14 protein-coding genes are annotated in these 15,438 nt (G+C 65.1%); 3 read left to right on the forward strand and 11 right to left on the reverse strand.

Annotation, left to right across the window (positions count from 1 at the left end):
- Positions 1-155 precede the first annotated feature (155 nt).
- Positions 156-2,600 carry a hypothetical protein gene (locus tag EBS11_RS02165; protein WP_290600198.1) on the forward strand — a complete coding sequence of 815 codons (2,445 nt, stop codon included), beginning with the start codon at positions 156-158 and terminating at the stop codon, positions 2,598-2,600.
- Between the two features lie 124 nt (positions 2,601-2,724).
- On the opposite strand, the gene EBS11_RS02170 is transcribed toward EBS11_RS02165, so the two are convergent.
- The 11 genes from EBS11_RS02170 to EBS11_RS02220 all read right to left on the reverse strand — a co-directional run bounded on the left by EBS11_RS02170 (position 2,725) and on the right by EBS11_RS02220 (position 13,367).
- Positions 2,725-3,678, reverse strand: coding sequence for a hypothetical protein (locus tag EBS11_RS02170; RefSeq protein WP_290600200.1), 954 nt, complete (start codon positions 3,676-3,678; stop codon positions 2,725-2,727).
- A gap of 253 nt (positions 3,679-3,931) precedes the next feature.
- Positions 3,932-4,306, reverse strand: a complete 375-nt coding sequence (locus EBS11_RS02175; protein WP_071324734.1) for a hypothetical protein — start codon at positions 4,304-4,306, stop codon at positions 3,932-3,934.
- A gap of 24 nt (positions 4,307-4,330) precedes the next feature.
- The gene (locus EBS11_RS02180; RefSeq protein ID WP_290600202.1) at positions 4,331-5,575 is read right to left on the reverse strand and encodes a TerD family protein; all 1,245 of its coding nucleotides are present in this window, start codon (positions 5,573-5,575) and stop codon (positions 4,331-4,333) included.
- Positions 5,572-6,564, reverse strand: coding sequence for an HpcH/HpaI aldolase/citrate lyase family protein (locus EBS11_RS02185; RefSeq protein WP_290600203.1), 993 nt, complete (start codon positions 6,562-6,564; stop codon positions 5,572-5,574). The genes EBS11_RS02180 and EBS11_RS02185 overlap by 4 nt, the downstream gene beginning before the upstream one ends.
- Positions 6,557-7,663 carry a cysteine protease StiP family protein gene (locus EBS11_RS02190; protein WP_290600205.1) on the reverse strand — a complete coding sequence of 369 codons (1,107 nt, stop codon included), beginning with the start codon at positions 7,661-7,663 and terminating at the stop codon, positions 6,557-6,559. Before EBS11_RS02190 ends, EBS11_RS02185 begins: the two co-directional genes overlap by 8 nt.
- Positions 7,660-8,412 (reverse strand): HAD family hydrolase, encoded by a 753-nt coding sequence (locus tag EBS11_RS02195; RefSeq protein WP_290600206.1) that lies wholly within the window; start codon positions 8,410-8,412, stop codon positions 7,660-7,662. Before EBS11_RS02195 ends, EBS11_RS02190 begins: the two co-directional genes overlap by 4 nt.
- Positions 8,390-9,547: a phosphoribosyltransferase domain-containing protein gene (locus EBS11_RS02200; RefSeq protein ID WP_290600208.1), complete on the reverse strand. Its 1,158-nt coding sequence runs from the start codon at positions 9,545-9,547 to the stop codon at positions 8,390-8,392. Before EBS11_RS02200 ends, EBS11_RS02195 begins: the two co-directional genes overlap by 23 nt.
- Complete coding sequence (locus EBS11_RS02205; RefSeq protein ID WP_290600209.1) at positions 9,544-10,581, reverse strand: ATP-grasp domain-containing protein; 1,038 nt, start codon at positions 10,579-10,581, stop codon at positions 9,544-9,546. The genes EBS11_RS02200 and EBS11_RS02205 overlap by 4 nt, the downstream gene beginning before the upstream one ends.
- Positions 10,582-10,825: 244 nt before the next feature.
- On the reverse strand, positions 10,826-11,542 hold the full coding sequence (locus EBS11_RS02210) for a TIGR00266 family protein (protein ID WP_290600211.1): 717 nt from the start codon (positions 11,540-11,542) through the stop codon (positions 10,826-10,828).
- Positions 11,543-11,606: 64 nt separating this feature from the next.
- Positions 11,607-12,182: a TerD family protein gene (locus tag EBS11_RS02215; protein WP_290600213.1), complete on the reverse strand. Its 576-nt coding sequence runs from the start codon at positions 12,180-12,182 to the stop codon at positions 11,607-11,609.
- 102 nt (positions 12,183-12,284) lie between these two features.
- Complete coding sequence (locus EBS11_RS02220) at positions 12,285-13,367, reverse strand: DUF475 domain-containing protein (RefSeq protein ID WP_290600214.1); 1,083 nt, start codon at positions 13,365-13,367, stop codon at positions 12,285-12,287.
- A gap of 227 nt (positions 13,368-13,594) precedes the next feature.
- On the opposite strand from EBS11_RS02220, the gene EBS11_RS02225 reads away from it, so the two are divergent.
- Both EBS11_RS02225 and EBS11_RS02230 read left to right on the forward strand, forming a co-directional pair.
- A complete protein-coding gene (locus EBS11_RS02225; protein WP_290600215.1) occupies positions 13,595-14,020 on the forward strand; it encodes a divergent PAP2 family protein in 426 nt (141 codons plus the stop codon).
- A 239-nt stretch (positions 14,021-14,259) separates the two neighbouring features.
- Positions 14,260-15,435 carry an efflux RND transporter periplasmic adaptor subunit gene (locus tag EBS11_RS02230; RefSeq protein ID WP_290600216.1) on the forward strand — a complete coding sequence of 392 codons (1,176 nt, stop codon included), beginning with the start codon at positions 14,260-14,262 and terminating at the stop codon, positions 15,433-15,435.
- Positions 15,436-15,438 lie beyond the last annotated feature (3 nt).

Consider the following 15,438-nt stretch of genomic DNA (forward strand, 5'->3'; position numbering starts at 1 on the left):
CCTGGGCATTTGCCCGGGCGCTTCAATCCCTGGCAACTCTGGAAAAGAGCGGTAAAACGGGCTCTTCTTGCCGCGCTGGTTTATGCATGCCTGCTCGATAATGGTGGTAATAAATTCCCATAAGCAACGGAATTCACCCGAATAAGCGAGAAATCATGCAAGCACAGCAAAATCAGCGCCAGGCCGTTTCCCTCACCGTCGCGTATTCCGCCGACGACGAGTTCGACCAGGACAGCATCGTTTCGCTGCATGATTTCAAGGACCTGGAAAGCAAGACCGAGGCGCCTGCGCCTGTTCTTTCCGCGCCTGCCGCCGCCATGGCCCAGCCGCAGGCGGAGCCCGAGGCGCAAGCCGACGTCAAGGCGCCCGCCGCCGAACGCCAGAAAATGGAATTGAAGGCCATCCACGAGGCCATCGCCCGCGTGGAAGCGGAAGCGAAAGCCACGTGCGCCGCCGAAAGCCGGGCGCTGGCCGAGGCGCGCGTGCGCTCGCTGGCCGAGGACCGCGCCGCCATCGACGCCGCCGCCGCCGCCGCCGCGCAGCAAAATGCGCAGGCGGCCGAGGAAGCCATCGCCGCCAACCGCGAACGCCTCGACACCATGCGCGCCGCCGCGCTGGCCAGTGTGGCGCGCCTGGAAGCCGTCAAGCAGGAAACGGCCGAACTGCGCGCTCGCGTGGAATCCGACAATGAAATCCGCCTGGCCGCCGAACAGCGCGCCCGCGCCGAGCAGGAAAGCCGCCTGCGCGCCAGCGAGCAGGTGGCCGTGCAATCGGAACTGGCCGAGCAGGCGGCCCGCGCCGCCGAGGAATTGCAGCTGCAGACGGAGCAGGCGCGCCTGCAGGCCGTCGAGCGCGTCGCCGCCGTGCAGGCGGCCAAGGAAGAAATGGTGGGCATCGCTTCGGCCGACGCCAGGGTCGCCGTACTGGCCCGCGAGCGCGAGCGCCACGCCCACGGCGCGCGCCAGACGGCGCAGATGCTGGCCGAAGCGGAAAGCGAAGCGCTGGAACTGACGGTGCAGCGCGAGCGCGCCGACCAGATCGCGCTGGAATCGGCCTTCAACCGCGCCGCCGCCGAAGTGCGCGCGCTGGAAGAAGCCCGCGCGCTGGCCCATCTGGAACAGGAACGCGAAGCCATCGCCCTGGCGCAGGCGGAATCGGAACGCCATGCGGCGCAGTCCTTGCACCTGCGCCTGCAGACGGAAAAGGAATTGCGCGACGCGGCCATCCACCGCGAGCGCCTGGAGATGGTGGCCGCCGCCAGCGCGCAGGCGCGCCGCGATGCCGACGTGCGCATCCTGGCCGCCACGGAAGCGCGCATCGAAGTGGACCGCCAGCTGCGCGCCGTGGCGCTGGCCCGCGTGACGGCGGAACAGGACGCGGAAATCGCCGGCCACGCCAGGCTGGAAGCGGAAACGGCGGCCCTGGAACAGACCCGGGCGCGCGAAGCGGCCGAACAGGCCGCCGCCGCTGCCGCCGCGCTGGAACTGGACGAGCAGCGCCGCGCCGCCAGCCTGGCGCACGCACGCGCCGAACAGGCGCGCCAGGCGGCCCAGCTGGCCGCCAGCCAGAATGAAGCCGAACAGGCCGAGGCGGATGCCTGTTCCGCGACCTTGGCTGCACAGGAACAGGCGTCGCAGCTGGCGCTGGAAAAAGCCCATGAAGCAGCGCGCTTGCTGCAGGCGGAGCAGGAACGCGTGGCTGCCGAGCAGGCCGCCATCGCGGCCGTAAAAGAGAAACTGGAAGCCGAAGCGCTGGCCTTCACTGCGGCGCAGGAACGCATCGCCGCCGAAGCGGCGCAGGCCGAACTGCTGCGCGGCCAGCAGGCGGCGGAACTGGCCTTGCAGGAAGCGGCGCAAAAGGAGGCGAATGCCATCCGCATCCTGATGGACCAGGCGCTGGTCGAAGGCGAACAGAAAGCGGCGGCAGCGCAGGCCGTGCAGGCGCAGGCGCGCCTGGCCGTGGAGCTGGGGCAGGTGCACAGCGAACGGGCCCGCGTGGAAGAAGACAAGGCGCAGGCTGCGGAAGCGCTGCTGGCATCCGAGCGCGATTTCGTCGCCGCCGAGCGCGAGTCGCTGGCCCTGATCGCGCAAAAACTGGTGCAGCAGCGCCAGACGAGCAGCGCCGAGGAGCGCGCCACGCAAGCCATCGCCGGCCGCCTGGAAGCGGAAAAGCAGGCGACGGCGGCCGCCGAAGCGCGCGCACTCATGGAACAGCAGGCGCTCGAGGCCATGCGCCAGCGCGAGCAGCTGGAACTGGCGGCGCAGCAGGCCGCCGGCGACAAGCTGGAAGCACAGCAAGCCTTGCTGGCCAGCGCCCAGGCCCACGCCGCCCTGCAGCGCAAGGCGGCCGACACGACGCGCGCCATGGCCGCGGCCAAGCAGCAATTGCTGGAACTGGACATGGCCCGCGCGCAGCAGCAGGAACGCGAGCTGGCCGCCCTGCGCGCCAGCCTGGAGCAGCAGCAAGGCGCGTTTTCCAGCTCCCTGGCCGCCGCCCGCGCCAAGGCGGAACAAGTCAGCTCGGCCAGCCTGACGCGCGAAGTGATCGAGCGCCTGACGCAGCCGAATGAGTCGGCTGGCGCCGTCTGGCGCTCACGTTGAAGGCCTGAAAACCCGATAACACCCGGGGTCGGACCTTAATGGGGAAACGCAGTCCAATGGACTGCGTTCCAATCGCGCAGCGACCGACCCCAGACCTAGGTTTGGGTTACGTCTGCATCTCCCATCAGAACTTCCGTCCCACCCCCACCAGTATCACGTCCGCATCGCGGTGGTAATCCGTGATCACGCGGTTCCATGCCACTTGCGCCACCCAGCGGCGGTTCACGTGGTAGCGCGCCACGGCCGACAGCAGGCCGGCCATGCGCGCCCGGTGTTCCTCGTTGTTTTCCGGATCGAAGGCCAGGTAAGGGCCCAGGCCCATGCCGAATTCCACTTTTTCCGTGAGCGAGCGGATCAGCCATAGCTGGCTGGCCACGCCGCGCCGGCGCGTGATGTCGGTGCTGCCTTCGTTCAGGCCCGTCACCGTCCAGTCCACGTATTTGCCGATGGCCCGGCGGTATTCCAGGGTGATGGGCGTCGACGTCTCCGAGCGGAAGCTGTTGACGATGGTATGGCCCGTCGAGACGGTGAGGGTGTCGTCGTGCGCCCAGTTCTGCAAATGCAGCTTGGCGCCCGGCACGCCGTCATAGCGGTAGCCGGCGCCGAGCAGGAAATGCGTAGTGTTGTCCTTGCCATCGGGCTTGATGCGGTTGATCTGCGCCTGCGCATACCAGCGGTTGTCGAACTGCCAGCGCGCCTGCAGGCTGAGGATGGAACCCCAGCCGTGGTCATTGTCGAAATTGTGCGGCGCGTCGTCCGTCTTGGCCGTGTCGAAGAAAAAATAGCGGCCCACGCCGGCGCCCAGCATCAGGCCCTGGTCCACGTTTTTCGTGCGCAGCCAGAACTGGCCCGCCATGCCGTCGCGGTGATGGTCTTCCGGGTGGCCTTCATTGATGTAGGACAAGCTCATGGCATTGTAATTGCCCACCGGCTGGGTATAGCTGATGGCGGCGACAAAGGTGCGCTCGTTGGTCGAGTTCACTTTCAGGGCGCCGGCCATGCCGGACAGGTCTTGCGCCAGGGCGGACAAGGGGAGCGTGGTGGCCAGCAGAAGCAGGCCGGAGAGGCGGATGCGCATGGTGTTTCCCAATGAGGGTGAGGCGTGGAAGGCGGGCTGGGCGTCATGCGATAGCGCAAGAATCCTGCACAGGGACTACATTCGTAAAATGTTCCAGTCGGAAATAATTGTCACAGTCTATAAGAAAGTGAGAATGTGTGAGGCGCGCAACAAATTCCTTGTTGGAAATTTATTGCTTTAGGGGAAAAGCGGCGGGGAAGGGGGAAGCGCCGGCCTGGAACGGCCAGCCGGCGCGGCACTGCTCAAGACGGTGTTACTGGCTCAGGACGACCTTGTCGGCATAGTATTCCGTCTCGCCGAAGCATTGCGTCGGCACGCCCTTGTGCTGGCTGTAGGTGACGAGGATGCGCTTGCCGGCCGCGGCCGACAATTGCTTGGCCACTTCCTCGTCGCGCACGCTGAACTGGAATTTTTCCGGGATGGTGCCCGGCAGGGCCGTCAGCAGCAGCTCACCCTCCCATGTCTTGCAGATCCAGCCCCGCTTGGAGAACTTTTGCAGGTAGCCCGCCCGTTCGCCTTCCGAGTACGAGAAGCTGAGGGCCATCCACGTGTAGGCCGCCAGCAGCAGGAAGCCGGCCACGAGGAAGATGACGAAGGCGAAGGTGACTTTTTTGGTCGTAGGGGTCATGGTTGGCTTGTCTAGGTAAAGGGATCAGTCCTTGCGGCCGGCTTTCCAGTTCAAGCCGAAATTATATTTCTCGTCCATGGCCTGGTGCGCCGTGATTTTACCTTGGCCGCCGAAGTATTCCACCAATTTCGTCACCTGCAGGTTGCCGCCGTGGTTTTCCAGCATGGCGATGGCGCACATGGCGTGCGGGCTGTCGCTGTCGAGGCGCACTTCCACCGTCGGCTGGCCGGGAATCTCGATCGTCACGACGCCGTCCGTGGCGGCCCAGTTCGGCACGCCTTCGTAGATGAAGGCGTAGACGAGCACGCGCTTGATCTGGTCGAAGTGGGTGCCGTTGATGAAGATGTTTTCGCCGCTGCTGACGCTGCCCGTGCGGTCGTCGCCTTCCAGGTGGATGTAGGGGGGGCGGTCATACGCGCCCCAGCTGTTGCCCAGCGCCTGCACGGCGCTCTTGGCGCCATTGCTCATCTCGAACAGGCAGCCGATGTCGAGGTCGATGCCGCCGGAGCGGCTGGCCGGCTTGTTGAACAGCTTGCCGAGGAAGCCCGTGTCCAGCTTCGAGGCGGGCGCCTGGCCTTGCGAGGCGTTCTGGTTCCAGTTCAGGTTGACGCGGATGCGGCCATAGCCGCCGCTGTCGCGCTTGTCGAGCGAAATCTTGTCGCCGCGCTTTTCCAGGCGGATCTTCGACAGCGAGATCTTGTTCGCCGGCGGCGGGGCTGCCGGCGTGGATACGGGAATGGGCGCGGGAGCCGGGGCCGCTTGCGCCGCCTCGCTGCCGCCGAAGTGCTTCAGCAGCGCCGCCAGGCCGCCGGCGAAACCCTGGCCCACGGCACCGAAGCGCCAGCTGCCGTCGCGGCGATACAGTTCGCCGATGATGACGGCTTTTTCGTCCTGGAAGTCGTTGCCCGTGAAGGCGAACGTGGCCGCCTGGCCCAGCGCCATGCTGGAGTTGCCCAGTGCGCGCATGCTGCCCTGTTCCGTCGCCGCCGTAAACACCAGCTTGTCGATGGAGGCGGGCAGGCGGGCCAGGTCCACCTGGAAGGTGGAGCGGGGGCCGTTCAGCTCCACCGTGACGGCGTTGTCCGGGGCGCTTTTCTGGTTGTAGAACACCATGTAGCGGTCGTCCGACAGCTTGCCGGCCGCGTCGACGCCGAAGCAGCTGACGTCCACTTCCATCGAACCCGATACGATATCGAGCGTGACGGCAAACGGGCCGTTCAAGCCCAGGTCCGCCAGTTTGCCTTTTTGTCCGCGTGTGAAATTGGTCATGGTCGTGCAGTCCCTTCGTCGCTGGAAAGTTGAGTATTCAAGGAGTGGTGCAAATGGGGGCCGGCCGCGGCGCTGTCGCCGGTGTGGCGGATGCCGAACAGGCGCGCCTGCTCGATGATGCGCAGGGCCCAGCTGCTGTGCGTGGCCACTTCGCACATCGATTCCTGCATGCGGAACACGGCCGGGCTGTCCGGGTCGATGATGCGCAGCGCCAGTTCGATGTCCGACTGCGCCACCTGGTAGTGGCGCTCGATCTGCGGCACCTGGTCCGGGTGGATGGCCGTCTTGGCGATCATGCCGTGCGCCATGTCCTGCGCCACTTCCGCATCGAGCCAGCTGCCCTGCGACAGGTGCTCGAAGACGGGCGCCGTCAGCTGGAAACCGTGCGGCTTGAAGATGGTGACGAGGCGGCCGATGACCTGTCCCAGCGGCGTCGAATAGATGGTGCCGCTGGTGGGGCGGCGCAAGCCCAGCAGGGCCAGCAGATCGTTGCCGCCGATGCGCAGGGCCAGGATGCGGCGGCGCACTTCCGGCGCCGACAGCACGAGGCGGAACTGCTTCATTTCCTCGTCGTCGAACACTTCCGCCGTTTCCAGGGTCGGCATCAGCAGGTGATGCGTGTGGCGCACGAGGTCGAAATACGCGGCGAAGTTGTGGCGCGTGGACTTGGGCAGCACGAAGCCGCTCAATTTGTCGGCGCCGGGCATGGTCAGCACGCGCGCCAGCACGTCCAGGTTGCGTACGCGCACGAAGCGCAGGGTGTCCGACTCGTCGCCCATGTTTTGCAGCGCCAGAGACAGGTTGAACAGCGCGTAGCTGAGATCGCGCTCGGCGATGGCGTCTTCCGTGCACAGGATGACCGAGCGCAGATGGCTGAATTTGTCGCCATTGGCGATCGCCAGCAAGTCCTTGTGCGTGGTCGGCACGTACATGGAGGCGCCCAGCGCCGCCTTGTGCTCGCTTTGCGGGTGTAGGGAGTTGTTATCCATCGACTGCGCTCCTGATGAGGGCGACCGCCTGGTAGGGCAGCGCCGGTTCTACTATGACGGGTATGGCTTTTTCCTGTGCGAGAAGCAGCAAATGTGCCACGTCCGGGGCATTCGTGTCGCGCACGATCAGGCGTTCCGGCACGCGGCGCAGCAGCACGCGCGTCGCTTCGCCGATGCCCGGCTTGATCAGGTTGATGTCGCTGATGCCGTATTGCTGCTGCGCCTGCGCCATGTAGGCTTGCGAGCGGGCCGCCATGGCCGGCGCATCGCTTGCCTCGGCCAGCGGGATGCCGCTGCTGGCGGCAATGGCAACGGCGTCGGCCACCAGGCCGTCGGCGAAGGCGCGCGACTGGTCGTGGGCTTCGAACTGCGCGTAGTACACGCAGCCATGGAAGTCGTCCGCGCCGATGGCTTCATTCAGTACGGAGCGGCTCACCAGGCCCGATACGGTGGCATTCAGGATGCTCGACGGGATCAGGTAGTCGCCCGCCGAGGCGGCGCAGGCGGCCGTGCCGGCCAGGTCGGACAGCACGAACAGGCCGCCGTCGATGGCCGTGCCATGCGCGGCGTTGAAGTCGTTCACCGTCTGGCGCAGCTCGCGCGAGATCACGCCCTTGCCCGTCCAGCCGTCGACGAAGACGATGGACTCCGGCGCATGGCCCTGTGCCAGGATGTGGCGCAGGGCGTTGGCGTCGATGCCGCGGTCGCGGATGATGGAGACGGAATAGTGGCGGCACTCGCGCTGGAAGACCTGGCGCAGCAAGTGGCCCAGGATGACGCCCACGGGCGTGCCCGCGCGCGCCAGCGACACCAGCGTGATGGGACCGGCGCGGCGCGCCGCGATCAGGGCCGCCAGGCGCAGGCAGTCGCGCGCCATCTGCAGGCGGTTGGCCGCGAACGCGCTCTGGAACAGGGCCAGGTAGGCGGGCGAGGGCAAGGACTCGGGCGACAGCATTTCGCTGTAGTGGCGCTGGCCCGACTGGATCAGCCGCTCTTTTTCAGCCAGGTCGAGGATGGGTTCGAGCGCCATGGGCGTGAGGAGAAAATGAACGTCTTCCTGGCGGTAGCTGCCGCTGAAATGCTGCGTGACGTCGCTCATAGCGCCGCCACCGTGAGGGCTGCCAGCTGGGTGCCGCTGGGGACGATGGCGTAGTCGCAGGCGGCCATGAAGCGGGCGTCCGAGCGGCTGTCGCCCATGCCGAAGCTGAGGATGGGGCCATGTTCGGCTTCCAGTTCCGCGCGCAGGTAGGCCACGGCGCGCGCCTTGTTCAGGGTTTTCGGCAGCACGGCCAGGTTGTTGCCGTTGCGGTGGATGAAGTAGTCGGAACCTTCGCCATCGATCCACTGCCGCAGCACCTGCTCCTCGATGTCGGCCAGGCGTTCGCCGCGCGCTTCATGGTCCTTGACGACGATGTAGAACGGCGTGTTGTAGTCCTCGATCAGGCGCGCGCGCGACGGCATGCCGGCCTTGGCCTGGAAATCGTCGATGATGCGCATGGCGTCGCGCAGGCCGGGCAGGGCCGTCTGCATGTCGTTTTGCATCAGCGCCAGCCAGCCCGCGTCGAGTGCGCCGCCCGGCTGCAGCACGATGCCGCCGTAATCGAGCACGCTGTAGCTGGTAAACGGCAGGTCGACGCGGCGGAAGGCGTCGCCATTCCTGGCCGTGGCGGGGATCAGGGTCATGCCGCTTTGCGCGAACTCGAAGAAGGCGCGCTGGCGCGCCGTCGTAAACGAACAGGCATCGCCATTCTTCAGGTAGGCGGCCGGCCGCAAATGGGTCTCGCCGGGGCATTTTTTCGGAGTCTGGAACAGTGTGTCGTCCAGGTCAACAAACAGGAATTTCTTCAATTTTGGTCTCTGACTGAAAGTGGAACAGGCGGCCGTTGAGCTGGCCGGCGAGTTGCATGAGGGCCGGGCTGGCCGGGGTTTCATGGCAGATGAATACGTGCTGGTACTGGCCGGGCGCCACGTTGTACAGGTAGTTGGCGATGCCTTCGCCGTAGTTGTCGTCGCAGCGGACGATATGGCCGACGGAGCCCCACGACAAAATCGGCGAGCGCGTGGTCGACTGCACCACCACGCTCTTGCCCAGGCTTTCCAGCTCGCGCGCCAGCAAAAAGGACGGGTGCATGAATTCGCCCGTGCCCAGCACCAGCACGGAGTCGCCGGCGCCGATTTCCTGCGCCAGCTGCACGGCCAGGCCCTGCGGCGGGTTCAATGCGCGGCCCACGCCGATGCGCCCGAAGGCCGGACTGGCGCCCCGTTCCGCATTCGCCTCGAAACGCTGGGCGCTGGCCGCCACGGGTGCAGGCGCAGCGCCGGCCTGGAAGGCGTAGTGGCCGGAGAGCGCCGCGCCGACGGTGGTGGGCAGGCCGAAACGCTGCGTGAGGCCCGCGTTGGCGGCCTGGCCCATGAAATTGGTGATCACGCCCAGGTGCAGCTTTTCCAGCTGCGGGTAGCGTGCGCGGCACACTTGCACCAGGTTGGCGAAGGTGTTGCCGGTCGACGCTTCATCGTCGATCAGCACCAGGCTGCGGGCCGTGGAAAACAGCGCGCTGGCCGCCTCGGACAAATGTAAAAACTGGCGCGGCGCGTGGCTGTGCGATTCCTCGAACTCGAAGAAGGGCACCGTGCCCACGCGGTAGCGCGAGCTGTGCAAAAACAGGGCCTTGCCATTCGGGTTCGCGCGCAGCCACGCTTCGAACACGCCCTGGCCCAGCCCCACGGCCGTTTCCGCCATGGCGATGAAGACGACGGGGCCGGGCAGGCTGGGGGGAATCTGCGCGGCCAGGTCGTCGTGGATGGCTTCCATGGCGCGCGGCGTGACGGGCCAGTGCTTGCCCAGCACCTTGGACAGGAACAGGAAGCCCCGCTTGGCGTTGGCGCGCGCGGCAAAGCCGATCAGCCAGTCCAGCGGAAAGCGCGCCTCGTCCACCTTCAGGGTCAGTTCGCCCGTGGGCATCTGCTTCTTGACGAGGTTCATGGCAGCTCCACGGCGTAGGCGGCTTCGGCCACGCGCATGCCTTCGCGGATGGCGGGCACGGTGAGCTTGTCATAGCCCTGGTCGAAGCCGGCCAGCGCCAGGTAGGGCAGGTTGGGGCCGGCCGCGCACGCCATGCCGATGCCGCCCGACATGCGCGGATTGATCTCCAGCAAAGCCAGGCCGTTCGCGCCGACGCGGAACTGGATGTTGAACACGCCGTTCAGGCGGTAGTCGCGCGCCAGTTTTTCGCAGGCCGCCAGCAGGTCGGCGCGCAGCTCGATCAGCTGGCCGCTGCCGCCCCCATGCAGCTTCTTGCGCGGCACGGCGCAGATGAGCGTTCCCTGGTCGGCGACGCAGTCGGCGCTGTATTCGTGGCCGTCGAGGTACTCCATCAGCAGCAGGGTCTTGAAGGTGCCCATCTGCGCCAGGCCGCTGCGCAATTCCTGCGCATTGACCTGGTAGGCGGCGCCGGCCAGCAGCAGCTGGGCGCTGGAGCGCTCTTCATCGAGCACGGCGAAGCCCAGGCCATACACGGATTCGGACGGCTTGATGCACAGCTTGCCGTGCAAGGGGCGCAGCTCGGCGTAGGCGGCGTCGTATTCGGCGATGGTGGTTACGGCGCGGTAGTCGGCGGGACGCGCCATGGGCAGGTCCAGGCCGTCGCAGAAGCGCGCCTTGTCGTGCATCAAGGCCAGCGTGTCTTCGCTGGCCACGCTGAGCACGCGCGTGCCGATGGCGGCGAAGCGCGCGCTGGCGCTGCCGACGAGGCCCGCTTCCTTGCCGGGCCAGAAAATCGTGATGTTGCGGTCGCGGCAAAACTCCAGGCACCACTCGACATAATTGAGACCCGTCAGCCCCGCCGGTTCGACGGCGTATTCGTCGGCCGCCAGGAAGGCGGCCGCGTGCGCGTTCGTGTTGCTGCAGACGATGTGATAGCGCGGTTGGCCGCCGGTGGCGGCCAGATCGGCTTCGCGGATCAGGCGCATGGCCGTGGCGACCGAGGAAAATGTTTTGTTGAACCAGACTCTTTGCATGTACGGGGACCGGGTAAAGAAAGGGGAAGCCGCGCGCAGGTGCGCGCGCGGGGATTCTAGCGAGCCAGACTTAACCTGGCCTTAGAATCTTTTTTGAACTGCAACGTTGAACAACAAACTAACAGCGCCTGACAAAACCGTAGCGAGCGGAAGGAAGAGGTGGCCGAGAAGCGCAACCGTACTAAAGTACGGTGAGCATCGCAGGCCGCCTATGCCGACGCGCAGTAGGTTTGGTCAGGTGCCTCTAGCCAGCCTTGCCGGAGGCTGTCCATTTGAGGAAGGCGTCGCGGTTGCGCGAGCAGATGAACACCTTGCCCGAGCCGGAAAAGCGCAGCACGATGCCTTCGCCGCTGGTCACGCTGTTGACGATATTGCCGAGGAAGCCGCCGATGCCGCCGCCGCTGGCGCCGCCGCCCGTGGTGATGGAAATCTCGTATTTCAGGCTGCTGTCCCAGCACACCACGTGGGAATTGTCGATCACGACATCCTTGCCCGGCTCGACGTCGAGCTGGAACATGGAGCCGAAGCCCGATACCACCACCTGGCCCGTGCCCGCCGTCTCCATGACGAAGAAGCCGCCCGACTGGGCGAACAGTGCGTTGCCGAGGCTTTGCGTGCGCACCTTCATTTCCGTGCCCGAGGTGGCGGCGACAAAGGCGCCGTCGTTGAGCAGGTACTGGCGCGCGCCCACGTCGACCACTTCGATGGCGCCCGGCAGGGTGGGCGAGAGCAGGCAGTCGCCGCTGCCGCGCACCGCTTCGATGTGCTGCTGGAAGAACGACTCGCCATTGGCGAAGCGGCGCATGATGGCGCTGCCCAGGCCACCGGTCATCTTGCCCTTCAAATCGAGCGCCGTTTCCATCATCACCATCGCATCGGACTCGCAATAGATGGTTTCGCCCTGTTTCATGCTGACGTGGAGGAAAGGATCGACGTCGCCGGTGACACTAAATACTGGCATGATAAATCTCCAAAAAAAAGCCGCCTGAGTATGTCCAGGCGGCTGTGTTTAGCGCATATGACGTTTAAGCATTGACACCGAAAGAGCGGGCGAGGGGGCCCAGGCCGCCGTTGAAGCCCTGGCCGATGGCCTTGAACTTCCATTCGCCGTTGTAGCGGTAGATTTCGCCAAAGATCATCGCCGTTTCCGTCGAGCTGTCTTCGGACAGGTCGTAGCGGGCGATTTCGCGTTCGCCTTCCGCGTTCAGGCAGCGGATGAAGGCTTTCGAGACCATGCCGAAGTTCTGGCGGCGCGCCTCGGCATCGTGGATGGTGACGGTGATGCTGATGCGGTCGATGTCGGCCGGCACGCGGGTCAGGTCGATTTCGATGCGCTCGTCGTCGCCTTCGCCTTCGCCCGTCTGGTTGTCGCCCGTGTGGACGACGGCGCCATCGGTCGACTTCAGGTTGTTGTAGAAGATAAAGTCAGAGTCGCCACGGACTTTGCCGTCGCTTTTCAGGAGGAAGGCGCTGCCGTCAAGGTCGAAGGTGGCGCCGTCGGTCGAACGAGGATCCCAGCCGAGGCCGACGATGATCTTCTTCAGGTTCGGTGCTTCCTTGCTCAGGTTGACGTTGCCGCCTTTTTGCAAACTGATTGCCATGTGGTGCTCCTTTTCAGTAATTTACTTAAACATACCTGCATGGGATGAGCGCGTAAGGCGCTCGTGCCATCACTCTCTCAATTGGGGACGATCTCCCCGATTTCAAGCTTGTGCCGCGTGCCGTTTGCGATAACGCAAGGATGACCACAGCGAGACCAGGATGAAGGCCACGCCCGACAGGCCCGTGAACCACTCCGGGATATGGTACTTGACGGAGCCCAGCATGATCAAGGCCAGGATGCCGATCGCATAATGGGCGCCGTGTTCCAGGTAGACGAATTCGTCCAGCGTGCCCTTGTGCACCAGGAAGACCGTCATCGAGCGCACGAACATGGCGCCGATGGCCAGGCCCAGCATGATGATGACGACGTCGTTGGTGATGGCGAAGGCGCCGATCACGCCGTCAAAGCTGAACGAGGCGTCCAGCACTTCCAGGTACAGGAAGCCGCCGATGCTGCCGCGCGCCACGGTTTTCACCAGGTCGCCATTGCCGCTTTTCGCGGGCGCCGCGCCTTCTTCCCCGTCATCCTGCAGGTCCGGTTCGCCTTCTTCCAGCAAGCCGCTGATCCAGTTCACGCCGATGTAGACGGCGATGCCGACGATGCCCGACGCCAGCACGCTGTATTTTTGTTCCGCAGGGCCCATGGCCACGCAGGCGGCCACGGCGCCCATGGTGATCAGCACGGCCAGGCTTTCGGTGCCCAGCGCGTTGACTTTTTCCTCGGCCCAGCCCAGCCAGTGCAATTCCTTCTCGTCGTCGAACAGGAAGTTCAGGAACACCAGCAACAGGAAGGCGCCGCCGAAGGCCGCTACCTGTGCGTGGTTGTCCGTCAGGTGCTTGGCATACACGTCCGGCGTCGTGGTGGCCATGGTCCACACGTCGACCAGGCCCAGGCCCGTGGCCACGGAGACGATGACGAGCGGAAACAGCAGCCGCATGCCGAAGACGGCCACGAGGATACCCACGGTGAGGAACAGTTTTTGCCAGAATTCATTCCAGTGACGCAAGACCGAGGCATTCACCACGGCATTGTCGAACGACAGCGACACTTCCATGATGCCCAGCACGCCCGTGATCCACAGGGCCTGGATCATGCCTGCCGTGCCGCCATGGCTGTAGCCCCACCAGCCGGACACCGCCATCAGGACAAAAGTGACGAAAAAGGAAATTCTGAAATGCCGCATGGATACCCCGTTGTGTGGAAAGACGTTTGACTGCGGGCGCCGCGCGCTGCGCCCGGTGTTGATATACGTCAATTGTTGTATATGCCATGATTTTATATTAGTTGCCGCCGGGGGCGGCGTTTTATACGGCGGGGCCGGACAGTTCTGCTGGCGCGGGCGATCTGCGATAATTGCGGCGCGCCGGCCTCCCCTGGCACATACACCCTACATATAAGAAGGAATACCCCGTGGATATCGCTTACCTCGTCACGCCCCTGATCACATGGATCCTGGTCGGGCCGATCAAATTCCTGATCAACAGCGCCCGCACGCGCCAATGGGCATTTGGCCTGGTCGGCAATGGCGGCTTTCCCAGCAACCATAGCGCCGTCGTGTCCAGCATGGCCACCCTGATCGCCCTGCGCGAAGGCATCGGCCATCCCGCCTTCGGCGTGGCCGTGACCCTGGCCTTCATCGTCATCATCGACGCCAACAGCCTGCGCCAGCACGTGGGCAAGCAGGCGGCCGCCATCAACCGCCTGGCCGGGGAAGCGTCCAGCGCCGCGCACAAGACCTTGCGCGAGCGCATGGGCCATACCCTGGTGGAAATCGCCGGCGGCCTGTGCACGGGCGTGGCGATCGGCTTCCTGGTCAACTACGTTTTCGCACGCTGAGTCCGCTTCTTCGGCCATGCAAAACCCCGCTTCAAGGCGGGGTTTTGCGTTTCAGGGCGTAAAAACTACGTTTCATCCACGGATTAAAGCATTACAGGAATCCGCCGATTGACATGGCCGGATACGCTCATGGATACTTTGGCGCTTGTGGTTTTAATAAAAATAAATGCCGGCCATCACCTGTCGCCCTATCCGGGCCGCCGGGCTGGTGGCGGTGCTATCTATCCGGAGAATTACCCATGTTGCGCAAAACCCTGTTTGTTCTGGCAATCGCTTCTGCCTTGGCCGCCTGTGGCAAAGAATCCAAGGACCCTGGCAAAGGCAGTGGCAAGGATGGCAAGGAACAGGCCGGCGCCGCCGTCAACCTGCTCGTTTCCCCGGAAGACGTGCTGACCATCCAGAGCAATGCGCTGGCCTCGGGTCCCGTCATCACCGGCTCCGTGCAGCCTGAACGCAATGCCGACCTGCGCGCCGAAGTGTCGGCCGTGGTGATCCAGGTCATGAAGGAAAATGGCGAAGCCGTGAAACGCGGCGACGTGCTCGTGCGTCTGGACGAGACGGCCATCCGCGACAGCCTCAATTCGGCCGAGGAGGCGAGCCGCGCCTCGGGCCAGGTGCTGGAGCAGTCCGAACGCATGTTCCAGCGCATGAAAACCCTGCGCGCCTCGGGCATGACGTCGACGCAGGCGCTGGAAGACGCGGAAATCCGCCGCAACAATGCGCAAAGCGATTTGTCGGCCGCGAAGAGCCGCGCCGCCCAGGCCCGCCAGCAGCTGCAGCGCACCCTCGTGCGCGCGCCGTTCGACGGCATCGTGAGCGAGCGCAAGGTATCGAATGGCGATACGGCGCAAATCGGCAAGGAATTGATCAAGGTCATCGATCCGACCAGCATGCGCCTGGAAGGCCTGGTGTCGGCCGACAAGATCGGCGTCGTCAAGGTGGGTCAGCCGGTGTTGTTCCGCATCAATGGTTATCCGGGACAGGATTTCGCCGGCAAGGTGCGCCGCGTCGATCCTGCCGCCAACGCCGTCACGCGCCAGGTGGCCGTGCTGGTCGATTTCGTCGAAAAGGAACAGCCGCGCGTGGCCGGCCTGTATGCGGAAGGACGCATCGAGACGGAGACCGTCAGCGCCCTGATGATCCCGGACTCGGCCCTGGTGAAGGCGGGCGACGTGACGTACACGTGGAAGGTCAAGGACAAGGCCCTGCGCAAGACCACGCTGCGCATCGGCGCGCGCGACGTGCGCACGGGCCAGTGGGAAGTGACCAGCGGCCTGGCCAGCGGCGACACCGTGCTGCGCACGCCCGGCTCGACCTTCAAGGATGGCCAGAAAGTGGAGCTGACGGCCGCCAAGGCCGTGCCGGCGGCCGCCGTCGCCAGCAGCAGCGCCGCCGTTGCCGGTAAAGGAAACTAAGCC

Origin of the sequence: Janthinobacterium sp., assembly GCF_009923995.1 — a bacterium.
GTDB lineage: Bacteria > Pseudomonadota > Gammaproteobacteria > Burkholderiales > Burkholderiaceae_D > Janthinobacterium.

Bases quoted from the DNA above. Each gene is read 5' to 3' on its own strand.
- EBS11_RS02220 (WP_290600214.1), bottom strand. From the start codon at position 13,367: ATGCGGCATTTCAGAATTTCCTTTTTCGTCACTTTTGTCCTGATGGCG.
- EBS11_RS02185 (WP_290600203.1), bottom strand. From the start codon at position 6,564: ATGGATAACAACTCCCTACACCCGCAAAGCGAGCACAAGGCGGCGCTG.
- EBS11_RS02165 (WP_290600198.1), top strand. From the start codon at position 156: ATGCAAGCACAGCAAAATCAGCGCCAGGCCGTTTCCCTCACCGTCGCG.
- EBS11_RS02175 (WP_071324734.1), bottom strand. From the start codon at position 4,306: ATGACCCCTACGACCAAAAAAGTCACCTTCGCCTTCGTCATCTTCCTC.
- EBS11_RS02200 (WP_290600208.1), bottom strand. From the start codon at position 9,547: ATGAACCTCGTCAAGAAGCAGATGCCCACGGGCGAACTGACCCTGAAG.
- EBS11_RS02215 (WP_290600213.1), bottom strand. From the start codon at position 12,182: ATGGCAATCAGTTTGCAAAAAGGCGGCAACGTCAACCTGAGCAAGGAA.
- EBS11_RS02170 (WP_290600200.1), bottom strand. From the start codon at position 3,678: ATGCGCATCCGCCTCTCCGGCCTGCTTCTGCTGGCCACCACGCTCCCC.
- EBS11_RS02210 (WP_290600211.1), bottom strand. From the start codon at position 11,542: ATGCCAGTATTTAGTGTCACCGGCGACGTCGATCCTTTCCTCCACGTC.
- EBS11_RS02230 (WP_290600216.1), top strand. From the start codon at position 14,260: ATGTTGCGCAAAACCCTGTTTGTTCTGGCAATCGCTTCTGCCTTGGCC.
- EBS11_RS02180 (WP_290600202.1), bottom strand. From the start codon at position 5,575: ATGACCAATTTCACACGCGGACAAAAAGGCAAACTGGCGGACCTGGGC.
- EBS11_RS02190 (WP_290600205.1), bottom strand. From the start codon at position 7,663: ATGAGCGACGTCACGCAGCATTTCAGCGGCAGCTACCGCCAGGAAGAC.
- EBS11_RS02205 (WP_290600209.1), bottom strand. From the start codon at position 10,581: ATGCAAAGAGTCTGGTTCAACAAAACATTTTCCTCGGTCGCCACGGCC.